General features: G+C 38.6%; 15 protein-coding genes and 1 tRNA gene. 10 read left to right on the plus strand and 6 right to left on the minus strand.

The features are described 5' to 3' along the window. Positions 1–98 precede the first annotated feature (98 nt). From KTO63_RS09405 to KTO63_RS09420, 4 genes are all read left to right on the plus strand, one after another. Positions 99–974, plus strand: a complete 876-nt coding sequence (locus KTO63_RS09405; RefSeq protein ID WP_217791006.1) for an SMODS domain-containing nucleotidyltransferase — start codon at positions 99–101, stop codon at positions 972–974. 106 nt (positions 975–1,080) lie between these two features. Next, a complete protein-coding gene (locus KTO63_RS09410; protein ID WP_217791007.1) occupies positions 1,081–1,689 on the plus strand; it encodes an SLATT domain-containing protein in 609 nt (202 codons plus the stop codon). 137 nt (positions 1,690–1,826) lie between these two features. Beyond that, positions 1,827–2,357 (plus strand): hypothetical protein, encoded by a 531-nt coding sequence (locus KTO63_RS09415; RefSeq protein ID WP_217791008.1) that lies wholly within the window; start codon positions 1,827–1,829, stop codon positions 2,355–2,357. Between the two features lie 145 nt (positions 2,358–2,502). Then, positions 2,503–3,027 (plus strand): helix-turn-helix domain-containing protein, encoded by a 525-nt coding sequence (locus tag KTO63_RS09420; protein WP_217791009.1) that lies wholly within the window; start codon positions 2,503–2,505, stop codon positions 3,025–3,027. 232 nt (positions 3,028–3,259) lie between these two features. Here the strand turns inward: KTO63_RS09420 and KTO63_RS09425 are convergent, their stop codons facing one another. The 3 genes from KTO63_RS09425 to KTO63_RS09435 all read right to left on the minus strand — a co-directional run bounded on the left by KTO63_RS09425 (position 3,260) and on the right by KTO63_RS09435 (position 5,977). After that, positions 3,260–4,354: a PDDEXK nuclease domain-containing protein gene (locus KTO63_RS09425; RefSeq protein ID WP_217791010.1), complete on the minus strand. Its 1,095-nt coding sequence runs from the start codon at positions 4,352–4,354 to the stop codon at positions 3,260–3,262. A gap of 22 nt (positions 4,355–4,376) precedes the next feature. After that, positions 4,377–5,678, minus strand: a complete 1,302-nt coding sequence (locus KTO63_RS09430; RefSeq protein WP_217791011.1) for a site-specific integrase — start codon at positions 5,676–5,678, stop codon at positions 4,377–4,379. A gap of 228 nt (positions 5,679–5,906) precedes the next feature. Then, a tRNA-Cys gene (locus tag KTO63_RS09435) sits at positions 5,907–5,977 on the minus strand. A gap of 147 nt (positions 5,978–6,124) precedes the next feature. Between KTO63_RS09435 and KTO63_RS09440 the strand changes: the two genes are divergently transcribed. From KTO63_RS09440 to KTO63_RS09455, 4 genes are all read left to right on the plus strand, one after another. After that, complete coding sequence (locus KTO63_RS09440; protein WP_217791012.1) at positions 6,125–6,997, plus strand: nucleoside phosphorylase; 873 nt, start codon at positions 6,125–6,127, stop codon at positions 6,995–6,997. A gap of 195 nt (positions 6,998–7,192) precedes the next feature. Next, positions 7,193–7,981, plus strand: a complete 789-nt coding sequence (gene dapF, locus KTO63_RS09445; RefSeq protein WP_217791013.1) for a diaminopimelate epimerase — start codon at positions 7,193–7,195, stop codon at positions 7,979–7,981. Between the two features lie 140 nt (positions 7,982–8,121). Further along, entirely contained in the window at positions 8,122–9,060 is a 939-nt protein-coding gene (locus KTO63_RS09450; RefSeq protein WP_217791014.1) for a magnesium transporter CorA family protein, read from the plus strand. Positions 9,061–9,150: 90 nt separating this feature from the next. Next, positions 9,151–9,606 carry an NUDIX hydrolase gene (locus tag KTO63_RS09455; RefSeq protein ID WP_217791015.1) on the plus strand — a complete coding sequence of 152 codons (456 nt, stop codon included), beginning with the start codon at positions 9,151–9,153 and terminating at the stop codon, positions 9,604–9,606. 869 nt (positions 9,607–10,475) lie between these two features. Here KTO63_RS09455 and KTO63_RS09460 read toward each other — a convergent pair. The 3 genes from KTO63_RS09460 to KTO63_RS09470 all read right to left on the minus strand — a co-directional run bounded on the left by KTO63_RS09460 (position 10,476) and on the right by KTO63_RS09470 (position 11,792). Beyond that, positions 10,476–10,937: an RES family NAD+ phosphorylase gene (locus tag KTO63_RS09460; protein ID WP_217791016.1), complete on the minus strand. Its 462-nt coding sequence runs from the start codon at positions 10,935–10,937 to the stop codon at positions 10,476–10,478. 9 nt (positions 10,938–10,946) lie between these two features. Beyond that, positions 10,947–11,465 (minus strand): type II RES/Xre toxin-antitoxin system antitoxin, encoded by a 519-nt coding sequence (gene parS, locus KTO63_RS09465; RefSeq protein WP_217791017.1) that lies wholly within the window; start codon positions 11,463–11,465, stop codon positions 10,947–10,949. Between the two features lie 123 nt (positions 11,466–11,588). Further along, positions 11,589–11,792: a hypothetical protein gene (locus tag KTO63_RS09470; protein ID WP_217791018.1), complete on the minus strand. Its 204-nt coding sequence runs from the start codon at positions 11,790–11,792 to the stop codon at positions 11,589–11,591. 680 nt (positions 11,793–12,472) lie between these two features. Between KTO63_RS09470 and KTO63_RS09475 the strand changes: the two genes are divergently transcribed. Then, positions 12,473–12,877, plus strand: coding sequence for an HYC_CC_PP family protein (locus KTO63_RS09475; RefSeq protein WP_217791019.1), 405 nt, complete (start codon positions 12,473–12,475; stop codon positions 12,875–12,877). 277 nt (positions 12,878–13,154) lie between these two features. Continuing rightward, positions 13,155–15,719 carry a TonB-dependent receptor domain-containing protein gene (locus KTO63_RS09480; protein WP_217791020.1) on the plus strand — a complete coding sequence of 855 codons (2,565 nt, stop codon included), beginning with the start codon at positions 13,155–13,157 and terminating at the stop codon, positions 15,717–15,719. Positions 15,720–15,882 lie beyond the last annotated feature (163 nt).

The raw sequence follows: 15,882 nt of genomic DNA on the forward strand, positions 1-15,882 counted from the left end.
TTTGAAGATGTTGAATAAAAACAGTAAGTTCACAATTAACCTATTAAACCCTTCGTCTGTGACTTACGTGGCGAAGCAATACCTAAACCCTACATCATATGAGCGTTTCGAATTGGTTTGAAACTTTTAACAATAATATCCAAATCGCTAATTCCACAGTAGACACAATTGCTTATAGATACAAGCGAATTACCAAACAACTAAATAAAGATTTTTGGGCGACCGAATCCGATACCAGTCATAGCCTTTATGTGGGTTCTTATGGTCGGGACACGGACATTCATGTTAGTGACATTGACTTTGTTTTTGAATTACCTTCATCAGAATACACAAAATATAATAATTATTCAGGCAACGGACAGTCTGCATTACTTCAAGCAGTAAAAACCTCTATCGAAAAAACCTACAATCCAACTTTTATGAAAGCTGATGGACAGGTAATTCAGATCTTCTTCGCAGATGATATTAATTATGAAATAGTCCCAGTATTTGTTAACAACGCGGGTTCTTATACTTTTCCGGATGCAAATAATGGTGGCAGCTGGAAAACAACTAATCCAAGACCTGAAATTACAGAAATCAGAGCAAAAAACGATGAATGGAATAAGAACTTGAAACGATTGGCAAGAATGGCAAAGGCTTGGAAAGACACGTGGTCCGTGCCTATGGGGGGACTTTTAATTGACACTATGGCTTACAATTTTCTAAGTAGTTGGGAACATAAAGACAAATCCTATTTGTATTATGATTGGATGAGTCGAGACTTTTTCAAATATCTTTCAGAGCAAAATGACCAACAAGAATATTGGTTAAGTCCAGGAGCAAGACAATATGTTTGGCGCACAGGAAATTTTTCATACAAATCTAAACAATGCTATAATCTTGCGTTAGAAGCAATCGAAAAAGAAAAAACTTATCCCACAAGTGCTAAATCCAAATGGAGAGAAATTTTCGGGACGAAATTCCCATCATGAAATTCCCTAGATATTATTTATACAACCGGAAGTTGTCGTCTCCTGCTTTAATAAATTCTTCGCAACAAATAAGTGGCCCAACAACACCCCTTAAAGATTCAGAGTTATGAACAAAAATGATTTTTTGAAAACACTCGCACAAAAAGGTTTTGACATTGGCTTTGGTGCAAAGAAAAATTTCGCATCTTATGATTTAATTAATAAACTACCTGGCTGGACTGGATTTATTTCATTGGCAGTTGGTATAATCCAAATTGCATATCAAAACATTCCGTTCAATAAGGAACTATCAATTCTTCTGATTTTTGTTGGAATTGCGATAATTTATATTGATGTTTTTAAAAATAAAGTTGATAAATATAACGAAGAGGGAATCCGCTTAACCAGACTATATAACTCTATCCGAGATTTATATAATTGCGTCAAAGCTGACAATCAATTTGAATATTCAAATTATGAACTAAAATATCAAAACATTATTTCAGATTTCTACAGCAATTCAATAAGCAAACAAGTTTTCTTGTCTCAATGGTTTGCTCATTTTAAATTTTTTTACGAAATGCAGACAGACTGGATTGAAAATGAATTAAGTCTAAGCTTTTTTAAAGACAAGCTACCAAACTCGTTAAAAATAACTCTGACAATAGTTCTATTACTAACATTGATTTGTATTTTTCATGAATATCTCTTAAACCTTTGCGGAATTCGCAAATAATCTAGTTGTTCAAAATAAAGATAGCATTGATGGTAGAATCGGAACAAATACCAGAAGAGCTATAACTCTATCCCTGTTGGAAGCCATGCGAGAAGTACTGATATATAATATATTAAACACCCACTAAACACCTAACTATGTCCAACAAATTAAACGTTACATTCTTTCTTATATTTTTTCTTTGTACTTTTCTAGCCTGCTCAAATAATTCGCAAGACACTTCAAATGAAAAAAGCAACAAGGCAAATACTTCCCAAACTGAGGTGTACATCAAGAACATTTCGGCTGCCTCGTTATATCAACCATTAAGCGAAAAAGGATTTTCAATAGATAAACAATTGGGGGATCACGTAATGTTTGTTGATTGTGACAAAACAACTGCAATTTCAAGTGAGCATGTTAGAATTTCAGGCGACGCTCCTGAAAAAATTGTAGAGATAAGAGCATCTTTTACAAACACGTCAACTACAAAAACTGATGAAGCTGCGAAACAATTTCTTGGCTTTATTGCAACATTACCGTATGAAAACGCAGCCCCTGATCAAGCAAGAAGCTGGATCGAAGGCAATATTTCAAAAAATGCAAAAACAACAATCAATGGTGTTAATTTCGAAATGTTTGCAAATCTGAAAAATATTCGAACATTACTAATAACTCCTGTAAAATAGAAAATGCCACAGCTTTCATTTAGCCTCATTATTTCTATTTATAAAATTTTACAATTGGCAAATTTGCCAATTGTAAAATTTTTTTTATCTTCACTTCATAATTTTTAAAAGTGGCGACACCACTATAAACACGGCAAATAAAATTATGATACAAGCAAGATTTGTAGATGACTCTACTATTGAGGTCACTGCACCAGACGGGGAAATATTCACATGGAAAACCTATTTCCCGGTGCCCAAACAAAATCAACAATATTTTGCAGGAAGATTTCCATATTACTATCAGAAATATTTTGAAGGCGATATGAGTATGAGTGTAGCGTATTGGATTTGGATAAAAATGAATTATGACGAAGGCCTTGGAATTTATGGAGGCGACGGGGACAGGGAAGATGAAAGAATTTTACTTTCCCAAGAAAGAGAACGAATTGGGGCAAGAATACGTGAATTGCGAAAAGAAAAAAACATTGAAGCAAAAATGCTTGCTCAAATCGCTAATATAGATGCGGCTAACCTTAGCCGCATTGAACAAGGACGTTATTCAGTTGGTTTAGATATACTTTCGAAAATTGCTTTTGCCCTTGGTGCTAAAATTGAGTTGATTGATTTCGTTGAACCTAAAAATTCTAATGCTATTGGCAACATAAATCATTTTGAAAAAGAACGTTGAAACTCTTTGAGTTAATAGACCCTTTATGTATTCCGTCCGGTCTAAAATGGATTAGAGGCTGTATCAAACATAACACAGCCTCTTTCATTTAGAATTAGCACAACGCAAAAGGCATTGAATTGTATATAAGGCGTTGACTCCTTGTAATCTTTTTCGACTATCAGAAATATCAAGTGGCAAAAAGCTTTTTAACGCTGCTATCAATTATAAATCTTTTGATCATAAAGAATTGTCACATAAAATCAAGAAGCTCATTTGTATTAGGCAGTACATCCTTAATTGCCTTAGGCACTTCCTTCGACGTTTTATAAGTTGCTACTCCCATCGCCTTATCAAAACTTTTAATGGCAAATTCAACTACAGAATTATTCTTCTCCTTACAAAGCACTATTCCGATACTGGAATTTTCTTTAGGAAGTTTTATCTTTTCGTCGAGCACATTTAGATAAAAATTTAACTGCCCGACATCTGCAGGTTTGAATTTTCCTTTCTTTAATTCAAACGCAACAAGACATTGCAAATGACGATTAAAAAACAAAAGATCGATAAAAAATTCATCGCCTTCAACTTCAAGTCGGTATTGGTTGCCAACGAAACAAAATCCTTTTCCCATTTGCAAAATAAAATTGCGAATATTTAAAACGACCTGTTCCTCAAGTCCTCGCTCATCTTCGATTTCTTCTTCTGAAATAAAATCCAAAAAATACTCGTCTTTAAAAATTCTTAATGCAGATGGCTTTAAAGCCCTTTTCAAGGTCTGATTAAAATTATTTGGAAGCTTACCTTCTTTGATAAAAAGGTCGTTTTCTATATGGTGTTCTAGGATCGTAAGAGACCAGAAATTTACAGCAGCAGACTGTATGTAGAAAGAACGAGCCGACCAAGTTTTCACCTTTGATAAAATAGAAAAATGGTGAGAAAAACTGATCCGATAAAAGGATTCCAGAAAGCTGTTACTTTTTGTTTCGCCTGATTGTATATCTCCTTCTGAAAATTCATTGTCCTTGGCTATTTGGTCAAATTGGTTCGACGGTGTCGAACCAATTAAGAAACCCGAATAGGTGTCTGCAAAAAGGCGGATTTTCTTTAGGTTACTTGTTGAAAATCCTTTCAAGCCTGGTAATTCTTTTTGCAGGTCTGATGAAATTTGTTCCAACACCTTTGTTCCCCATTTCTGAGCTTTTACTTTCTCTGACAACATTTTGCCAGTTCGTAAATACAAGACCAGTTGCTCCTTATTAACCAATCGTGCAGCCTGATACCTACTATTAACAATCTCCTGCTTTAAAGTATTTACTAGCTCTGTATAGTTCTTATCTAGTTTCATAAATTAGGTTTGTAATTGAAGATTACTGTTTGCTCAAAATGCTCTGCTCACCACGGGCAGCCCATAACTCTTGCATTTTTCTCCCTGCCTCTTCTGGCAAAATCCGGATGTATTTGTAAAAGTCCTTCACACTTTTATGACCGCTAATTTTCATTATTAGTTCGACAGGTGTACCAGCTAAAAATTCATTTGTGCAAAACGATCTTCTACAAGTGTGCGAGGTTATCCAAGCATATTTTGGCTTGGATTCAATTATTTCCTTTTTCCCTTTTTTGTGAGAGTGCTTAATGGTTTGATGTAGACCTGCGAGTTTACCAATTGTTTTAATGTGCCGGTTGAATTCGGCGTTTGTTGGAGCAGGAACATCTTTTGCGAATCTATTTTGAAGGATTTCCAAGGCTTCAGTTTTCAACGGTATTACAACCCAATGTTCGGATTTTTGTTGTTTTTTATACAACATGCCGTTTCTTAAATCAATTTGTTCAAGCTTAGTCAAATCTGAAAATCGCAAACCCGTTAAACAACCAAGAATAAAGTCGTTCCTGTAGTCTTCAAGATGCGGATGCTTACTTAGGTTAACATTGTACAGTCTGCCTATTTCAGTCCAGTTGAGATAAATTGCATCCACCTCCTCTTCAACTATAACCCACCCTGTCATATCTATTGGAGGAATTATTCTTTTTCTAATTCTGTCTCTTAGAAAAGTTCGTAGCTGTTTAATAGTCTTGCCAACCGTATTTGTTTTTAAACCTACTGTACCTGGATATCTTCCCTTTTGTACATAGTGATACATCAGGAATTCTACAAACTCTTCGTAAAATGTCAATGTCAAGCAATCGAAGGTGATGGGCTTCTTGCGGAAGGTTTCGAACTTTTTTAAATGATCTCGCATGTTCCTGTAAATTCGAGGCATATCCTTACAGGTTCGATTTGTCTTGACTTTTATATAAGCTTCTATTTCGTTGTAAAAATTTAAGTCCTTGTCAGCGGCTTCCGTTATTCTAACCTGATCAATTTCCATGTCAGGCTTAAACTGACGTTTTACAAATTCGAGTGGATCTTTGCCGTTTTTTTCCGCAATTAATATCAAGTCCTCTACATTTCTCAGCATTCTTCCTATTTGACCGTTCAATACTCTGTAGTCTCCATATTCCGGCGGCATCTCCGGCTTTATGCGTGAGAGTTTCTTATGCCAATATTTCATTGGAACATAAATTTCGGTCCCTAATACAGTCCGTTTTTCCGAACTAAAACAATACTGAATGCAAATTTGGTTTCCTACTCGCCTTTCTCTTCGATCACAAATTGCTTTTACAGGCAACATATTTTTTAAAGTTTGTGACTTCGAAATCGATTATTCAAAGGCGTTAAAAATGAAAGCTCAACGCGCCTGAATTTTGGTCGATTTTTGGTCGATTTAAATAATATCTGCTTTGAATAAAGATAAAATGAGAATTTTCAACTCAGTGTTGTAAAATGTTGAAAATAAGCGACTTGAAAATAAAGCGGAGTAAAATAAAATAAGGATTACAAAGTTGTAATCCTTATTTCGAGGTCCCGAGCGGATTCGAACCGCTGTAGAAGCTTTTGCAGAGCTCTGCCTAGCCACTCGGCCACAGGACCTTATAAATATCCCTTTTGCGAGGGGTTGCAAAAATAAGGGTATTTTTATGTTTAAAAAAAGAACTTTCTATAAAATATTTAATCTTCAATTAAGGCTGAGGTGTTAGCTTTGGGAGTATTGGCCTTTTTCTTATAAAATTTCTGCAAATGAAACAAATAGCACCTTCTGAACTGATAATCAACAGCCGTGGAGCAGTCTATCACCTGGATGTTCGTCCCGAAGAACTGGCAACTACCATCATAACTGTTGGCGACCCTGATCGCGTGGCGTTGCTAAGCAGGCATTTTGATAACGTAGAATTCAAGCGCCAACACCGCGAATTTATCACCCACACAGGTACTATCAATAACAAAAGGTTGTCTGTTGTTTCTACAGGAATTGGCCCCGACAATATTGATATCGTCATTAACGAGCTCGATGCATTGGTGAACATCGATTTTGAAACCCGTACCATTAAAGAAGAGCTTACCGCTTTGCAGATTATGCGTCTCGGCACATGCGGCTCGTTGCAGAAAGATATTCCGGTGGATAATTTCGTGGCCTCTACGCACGGCCTTGGCCTGGATAATCTGCTTAACTTCTACCGGCACGAACATAATGATGAGGAAAAATTGCTGTTGCAATCTTTTATGACCCAAACACAACTGAATAATTCTTCGCAACCTTATATAAGCGGCGCTTCGGCTTCTCTATTAAAGAACTTTGTGGATGGTTTCCATCAAGGCATTACCGTTACTTGCCCGGGATTTTATGGCCCGCAAGGCCGGGTTTTGCGTCTTGGCCTCAGCAATCCTCAACTGGTGGACCGCCTTACAGACTTCAGTTTTGGACAGCACCGGATTTCCAATTTTGAAATGGAAACGTCTGCCATTTATGGCCTTGGGCGCCTGCTGGGCCACCATTGCCTTAGTTTGAACGCTGTTGTAGCCAACCGCGTTGTCAAAGAATTCTCGAAAGACAGCGCGGCAGCCGTTAATAAACTCATAGAAAAGGTGCTGGGCATTGTGAGCACAATTTAGCTGAACGCCAAAGGCCTAACGCTTAACGCCCTCGAAACCCAGCAATCTGGAGAACCGTTACACTCTGAATGCGTTACGCGTTAGGCGTTAGGCGTTAGGCGTTAGGCATTAGGCATCAAGCATTAAGCATTATATATGCAACAAATCTTACCTTTGGTAATTGTCCGACTCAATCAAAAAGTATAAAGGAGATATATGAAACTTAATTTTTTTAAGTACCAGGGAACAGGAAATGACTTTGTGATTCTTGATAACCGTAACCATGAATACGATGCCTTAACCAATGAGCAAGTAAAATTTTTGTGTGACCGTCGTTTTGGAATTGGTGCAGATGGCCTTATGTTGTTGAACAGCGCTGCCGATTACGATTTCGAAATGAAATACTATAACTCAGACGGCAACACAAGCACTATGTGCGGAAATGGTGGCCGCTGCCTGGTGAAGTTTGCTTTTCACCGCGGCATTACCAGGACCATTTATCGCTTTATTGCAGCAGACGGATCGCATGAGGCCGAAATTGACATGGATGGCACCGTTAGTTTGAAAATGAAAGATGTTTCTACTATTGAAGAGCTTAATCATAAAGATTTTTTACTGGATACGGGTTCCCCACACTATGTGAAAATGGTGAGCGATGTAATGGATTATGATGTGTACCAAAAAGGACACGACATACGCTTCAGCAACAAGTTTGCAAAACAAGGCGTGAACGTAAATTTCGTAGAGCAAAAGAACGATGATGAGATCATTGTTCGCACTTACGAACGCGGTGTTGAAGACGAAACGCTAAGTTGTGGCACCGGCGTTACAGCAAGTGCTTTGGTTAACTTTCATAATGAAATTGGTTTTAACGAAGTGATCGTTACAACAAAAGGCGGCAAACTGTCTGTGGAATATGATCGCCATAGAGAAGGTTCTTATTCTGATATCTGGCTGTGCGGTCCTGCTGACATGGTTTTTGCCGGATGCATTGAGATTAATTAGGAATTAGAAATTAGGAATTGGGAATTAGTGGTGTTTGATAATCATTCGATAACCTGCACTACTAATACTTAACTCTAATTTTTCACTTCCTTGCAAAACTTTCTAATTCCTAATTTCTAATTCCTAATTCCTAATATTTAGTGATACAAATTTTCAAAAACATTAACCACCAAACGGTTGCTATTGACAAGGCTGAAAACGGTGCATGGATCAATGTATTGCCACCTTTGAAACAGGAAGAGTTTAACGACCTTTCTGAGCAACTGGATGTACCCTTAGACTTTCTAACCGACTCACTGGATATTGATGAACGTTCACGCTACGAAGAGGAAGATAATGTGAAGCTGATCGTTATCAAAACGCCTACTGAGAACAACTCTTTCAACGAGAGTGATGCGTTTTACATTACCATTCCTATTTGTATTATTCTTACGCATAATCAGATTATCACTGTAAACTCTTTCGAGAATGCTGCGATAAAGAAATTCCTTAGCACATTTCAAAACCGCCATCCCGATAACAGGAAAATGATGGTGCTGAAGATCTTCGAAAAAATAGTGCAGAACTATATGGCCTATTTGAAAGAGATCAATCAGCGCAGGAACATACTGGAGCAAAAACTGTATGACTCTAATCGTAACGAGGAACTGCTGGAATTGATGCGCATTCAAAAGAGTCTTGTATATTTTGTAACAGCACTTCGATCAAACGAGTTGTTGTTGCTGAAGCTTGAAAGAACAAACTTCCTTGGCCTGAATGATGAAGAGAAAGAATTTCTGAATGACCTTATAGTTGACATTTCACAAGGGCTTGAAATGGCGAACACTTATACCAACATCTTAAGCAGTACGCTGGATGCATTTGCAAGCATCATCAGCAACAACCTTAACAATGTGATGAAGCGCCTGACATCTATTACCATCATTTTATCATTACCAGCTTTGGTGGCGGGCATTTACGGAATGAACGTACCGATACCTTATCAAACTTATCCGCACGCATTTTATATTCCGCTGATCCTGTCGGTAGTTGCGTCGATAATTCTAAGTTGGTACTTTTTGAAAAAGAAATGGTTCTAGAACAATAATCGAATAACTGAGTAACTGAAAGGTTCAAGAAGGAGCACCGTGCTGCATAAAAACTAATTCCTAATTCCTAATTTCTAATTAATGATCACTCTTCGCGTATACGGCATTTTAAAAGACGAATCCGGAAGAATTTTAGTAAGCGATGAATTCATCCGCGGAGCTTATTACACGAAGTTTCCCGGCGGTGGGCTTGAGTTTGGCGAAGGCACGCGCGATTGCCTGAAACGGGAATTTAAAGAAGAAATGGATTTGGAAGTGGAGGTGCTTGATCATTTATACACCACTGATTTTTTCCAGATGAGTGCCTTTCGCGAAGGCGACCAAATTGTTTCCATTTATTATTGGGTGAAAGCTTTAGAACCAATCAAAGCACCACTTCGTGAAACACCTTTTGATTTTGATGAAAGAGAATTAAAGATGTACGAAGCAACCGGAGAAACAGAAACCTTCCGCTTTATTGATAGCAAAGATTTTTCTGCAGAATGTGTGTCATTGCCAATTGACAAGGTAGTGGCAGATATTATAAGAGAGAAGTAAAAACGCCCGCCTGAATGAATTTATTCGGGCAGGCAGATTTTCATGATTGTCATGATGAGCTATGATCTAAAAATGCTTCACATTGACTAAACAAATATCTCACGAAACGATCGTCAAAAAGATGTCACTTTAAAAAGCGTTTGTACATTTGAGTTAGTTTGAAATCATTTTTATTCGTTTTAAAATAAAAAAGCCTTAGTTCGTAGCTAAGGCTTTTTACGTTATATGCCTCACTCCGGTTCCTGTCTGCACGAATTGAAATCAATCTGATTGTTCAATTATCGTTCATGAGGATACAAATCATAACAGCAACTCTCAACATCTTGAAGATCTTAACATTGAACAAATAAATATCTCACGAAACGATTGTCAATTCGCTCATATTTTCAAATGCACTTGTATATTTGCTATGCTAGTTACCAATGTCTTAAGGGCGTATCCCTTACCTACCAATAGATAGGCTATATCCCATAGACTAAATTAATTAAGCCTCAGTTCGTAGCTGAGGCTTTTTATATTATGTCATATACCTTCTTATTAAGCGCTGAGATGATGAGGCAGCGATAACGAACCCTCACAAACATCTTCTAACTTAAACGAAAAGCAATGCTAACTAGCAAGTTTTGTCCTAAATGCGACAGAGAAATGAAAATGGTGTTTGCCAGACATGTAGTAAGGAATGGCAAGACCATTTACCCTGTGAACAGCCAGTTCTTCAGGTTCTTTATCTGCAACTGCACAAAACAAAAGTAAGAAAGAACCTCTTTCTGAATTGGGAGTCGATTACTACGAATAATCGGCTCTTTTTATTAATGCAAAAATATCAATTTAATTTATATTCTCCGGCCCGGTCCGTGAAGATGCTCGCATTATGTGGACTTAATTCTAACGTCGTAAACCAAATCCTTTACATCTATTATTTTAATTTTTCTAAAATCCGGATGTTTGGGATTAAATAAAAAATTGAATTCCTGCGACACAACCACCGAAGGAATTTTTATTACAGGAAAATTAGCACCATCCAATAATCCTGTTCCAAAATCTTTTGTAGAAGATGGAGCGGGAAACTCCTTCCAGTCTCCCGGTAGCTGGGCTATGGAGAGTTCCTGTATTGCCATATCGTCCGGAATTTCAAACGTGGTGATGCTCAGGGACCTGGGAATATCCTCGATATTCACATTAACTGTATATTCCAACAGGGCCAACGCCCTGCTTTCTGACGTATAAATACATGCCGTCATGATATGATTCCATCGCCCACCGTGCAGCTTCGCCCCTTCTCCCGTTAGATCATTAGCATATCTTGTTTTACCAACTCTATAAACTTTCATGCTGATCATTTATGAGTATACGCCATAGTCTATTCTTCCAATTACATTTCTTACCTCTTCTCTGCCAAACTGATTATTACATATTTCATACGGCGTTTTTCCTCCCAAAGCGGTGTTCTGCCTGAACATCCACTGATTAAATCTCTCTTCATCTTCAAAAACTTCATACCCATATGAATAAATATCTGCCAGTCCTATTATCCTTTCGCCTAAAGTAGGATTAAACTTTTCCGATCCTTGCTTATTAATGAGTGTGGACCTTGTTACCGAAAGCAGTGCAGCAAGTTTATCATAATCCAATTCGGCCCTGTTTTTTAAATCTTCAAGATCCTTTTTACTGATGCCAATCGACAATCGTTGCATTTTTTCTATTGGCGTCATATGGCTTTCAGGTTTCTTTGAGAGTATGGTAAAATCAAACTTGTAAACCTTGCCACCACCGGCAACGGCTTTCATGCCACTGCCCTTTGTCCCTTTTACAACAGAGGAAGTTTTGCCCATTCTTGAAATTTTTCGTGTTTTCGCCATAGTATAAAATTTAACTATGTACAGTATAAAATTACACTTTATAGCGAATACTTCAAATTTAATTTCGACATCAGGGAGGCCAAACAAAAAGCCGCTTGTTCAGCGGCCTTCAGTTTAAAACTTTTACTCTGGTTTAGCGATCTGCCATTCTTTAAGCAATTCAAACAAATAATTGTAATCATCTCTTTTTGTCATCTCTCCGCCATTGACCCAGGCTTTGCTGGAAAGGGCATCGAGAAGGCCGGCATAAATCATTTTGTGTGCAAATTCAGGGGTGCTGGTTTCAAATCGTAAAACCAGCGCATTTTTTTCAAAGGAAACAGCCATGCTGTAATAATAGGAATTGCATAGCCCGCGCCTTAGGTGTCCTAGTTATTACTGAACTTTGGGGGCTTTCGCCACTCCACACCATAGCACGGGCTTTGCGTGTAAATAATTTTTTTGACATAAAAGTAATTTCAGGAAATACAAAGCTAAGTCCCTGAAATTGAATACACAAAGTTAAGAATTTACTATGCGTCCTTATCAATAAAACGATGTTCCTTTTAGAATAGTTTGCGGATAATTTCGGTGCTGCACCCAGACCTGACAGGTTTTAAAAATCTGTCAGGTCTGGCAACCCGCAACGTCTTGCTTACACAACATGGCTACGCATCGACCAAAACAATTTAACGTGTCGCCCCTCTGGGGCTGGAATTGATTTCCTCATATATTCATGACGCTACTAACATTTCGCCCCGCTGGGGCTTGTCATAAATTCGATCAAACAAAATTAAACGCCATCTCCCTGATCGAATAATCATTTTGAAAGTCATTAAAAATCCGTGCAAATCCGTCCAATCCGTGTCATCTGCGTGCCATCTGCCTGCCATCTCTCATCAAAAAATCAGTGTAAATCAGTCAAATCAGCGTCATCTGTGTGCTCCCTCCCGCCGTTCACCCTTTTAACAATCCGTTGATGAGGTTACTCATTTCGTAAACAAATTATTTTTTGTAACCTTGCATCAATGAAGAAATTCGCCGCCATTATATTGTTTTGTGTTTACTCCCTCGCCTCTTTGGGCATTGGAGTGGAGCAATTCTATTGCTGCGGCAAATTGAAATCTACTGTTGCCACCCTCCTGCATACGTCCACGCAAAGCGAGAACAACTGTCCTCCTGCGATGGCCGCGAGCATGAAGAACTGTTGCAAAACGCATATCATTTCTTTGCAGGTTAAAGATTCTCACATCGCTTCAGATGTTAAGTTCTCTTTTGCGAAATTCCAGTTTGAGAGCATTCCTCAGCAATTCTTTTTAATACCGGAAGCACAGCAAATTCCATCTGCCATTTCACAGTGTTTTTATGCAAAGGCACCACCGCCTTCGCCTGGTATACCTTTATACATCCGTCACTGCGTTTACAGAATTTAGAACTTCTTCCCTCCTTTTATACAGCTGCAACTCAGCTGTGTCCGTCATTCATTCACAGACGATCCATCAATTTGACCACGCATTAATTTCTACATTTTTCTTTTGGAGCCCAGCAGCATAGCCTTGATTAAACGGCCGTTGCGTCGCACACTTGAACTATAGAATATTAATTGAACAATGAAAACAATTGCACGATCCAAAGAATTCCTTAGTTGCAGGATCTTGTCTTGTTAATGAATTGACGCCGTTTTCTTACCATCACATAATCGCAGAAAAAATGAAACTATCGATATATATAATTCTTAGCTTGTTCATCGTGCTTGTTTATTCCAACGCCGATGCACAATCACATAAAGACACTACAGCAACGGTGACCGTAGCCGGCACTTGCGGACAATGTAAAGCAAGGATCGAAAAGGCAGCAAAAATCACAGGGGTAAAATCTGCCAAATGGGATGTAACCTCTCATCTTTTAACAGTTCAATACAACGAAAGCCAAACATCCCTTGATGTGATTGCAAGCAATATACTCGCTGCAGGCCACGATGTTGGCGATAAAAAAGCAGCAACAACCATTTATGATAAACTTCCGGAGTGCTGCAAATACAGAGATGAGTTGCCTGAAGTTGACAATGTAAATCACAATGATTCGCTGGCTACACCATCGGGCAACGTCGTTAAGGGCATCGTTTTGCAAAGCGATAAAAAGGGCAACCTGCTTCCACTCACTGGCGCGAGCATCGTATGGCTAACCAACGGCAAAGGCGTTACAACAGATGCTTTTGGTGGCTTTCAAATAACAAAACCAGACAATGACAACAAGCTTGTTATAAGCTTCACTGGTTATCGGGCTGATACCATTACTGTAACCGGTCATGACGAGCTAAAAATCGTAATGGCTACGGATAAAACTTTGAAAGAAGTAATTGTAACCTCACGTCAACGATCAACATATTTATCTATGTTGTCGCCGATTCGCACCGAAGTAATGACAGGCAAGGAACTTTTAAAAGCAGCATGTTGCAACCTGAGCGAAAGCTTTGAAACCAATCCATCTGTAGATGTTTCTTACAACGATGCGGTAACGGGCTCGAAACAAATTCAACTGCTGGGACTAAGTGGAAATTACACTCAACTTACAGTAGAAAATTTGCCCGGCCCCCGCGGCATTGCAACACCACTGGGGTTGAATTCAATTGCAGGGCCCTGGGTGGAATCTATTCAACTGACCAAAGGCATTGGCTCTGTGGCAAATGGTTATGAAAGTATTGCAGGACAAATAAATGTGGAACTGAAAAAGCCGGAAAGTGAGCATTTGTACGCCAACGTATATGTAAATGATTTTGGCAAAACAGATCTCAACCTTAACCTGTCACAACGCATCAGTAAAAAGTGGGGAACAGCACTATTGTTGCACGATGACTTCCTGACCAATAAAAACCTTGATCAAAACAAAGACGGGTTTCGTGATCTGCCAACTGGCAATCAATTCAGCTTTGTAAATCGCTGGGCATACAATGACGAGAAAGGGCTTTCATCGCAATTTGGCATTAAGGTATTAACTGAAAAAAGAACAGGTGGACAAACCGGTTTTGATGCTTCTGAAGACAAACACACCACAAACAGTTATGGCCTCGGCATGAACATCAACCGTTATGAGTTCTTTGCAAAAACAGGATACGTTTTTCCAGAAAAACAATACAAGAGCATTGGCCTGCAGTTATCTGGGATAAGCCATCAGCAAGATTCTTATTTTGGATTAACAGATTATAATGCCAAACAACAGAACGTTTACGCGAACCTGATCTATCAATCTATCATCCATTCTACAACGCACAAATTCAGAACAGGTGTTTCGTTTCTTTATGATAACTATGATGAGGTTTTCAAAAAAACAGATTACAAAAGAACCGAAGTGGTACCCGGTGCTTTTTTTGAATACACTTATACACCAATAGAAAAACTGAATGTGGTAGCGGGATTGCGTGCTGATCACAACAGCCTGTTCGGCTTTTTTGTTACGCCACGTATGCATATACGTTATGAGCCGATAAAGGGAACAACTATCAGAGTGAGCGCAGGAAAAGGACAACGCACTGCGAATATTTTTGCAGAAAACATGAGTGTGTTTGTAAGCTCACGAACGGTGAACATCATTAATGCAGAAGCAGGTAAAGCATACGGCTTAAACCCTGAAGTGGCATGGAACAAAGGCATTAGCGTGGATCAAAAATTCAAGCTGTTTCACAATGATGCATTGTTAAGTCTTGATTATTTCAGAAATGACTTTACCAACCAGGTAGTGGTTGATCTTGAAAACGTGCGAACTGTTAACTTCTACAACCTGCAGGGAAAATCATTCTCAAATAGTTTCCAGGTGCAATTGAATGTTGAGCCAGTCAAAAAGCTGGAGCTTCGTCTTGCTTACAGATATTATGATGTGCGAACAGATTACAACGGTAAATTACTTGAACGTCCGCTAATGGCGAAAAACAGGGCATTTGCAAACATTGCTTATGCTATCTCCGGTTGGAAATTTGATTACACCATCAACTACGTTGGCAAAAAAAGAATTCCTGCTACCGACGGAAATCCTGTGCAATACCAGCTTTCCAATTCTTCTCCTGATTATGTGTTGATGAATGCCCAGGTCAGCAAGACAGTTGGCAAAAAACAGAAAATGGATTTTTATGCGGGCTCTGAAAACATTTCCAATTATAAACAACCGAATGCGATCATTGCCGCCGATCAACCGTTCAGTCCTTATTTTGACGCTTCAATGATATGGGGGCCAGTGAGCGGCAGAATGCTGTACGCAGGATGGAGAATGAAGATCGAATAGCACGGAACGCCCGCCTGAATGAAATTCTTTCGGGCAGGCAGATTTTCATGATTGTCATGGTTTGTCAAGATTTGAGCTAACGACTTCGTGCGGGCATCAAGATTTACCACTAAGATTCTGTGTTAACCACCAAGTCTAAGTTTGATTAAGTTTTTATAATTTT

It is taken from the genome of Pinibacter aurantiacus (assembly GCF_019130065.1).
In the GTDB taxonomy this organism is placed as follows: Bacteria; Bacteroidota; Bacteroidia; order Chitinophagales; family Chitinophagaceae; genus Pinibacter; species Pinibacter aurantiacus.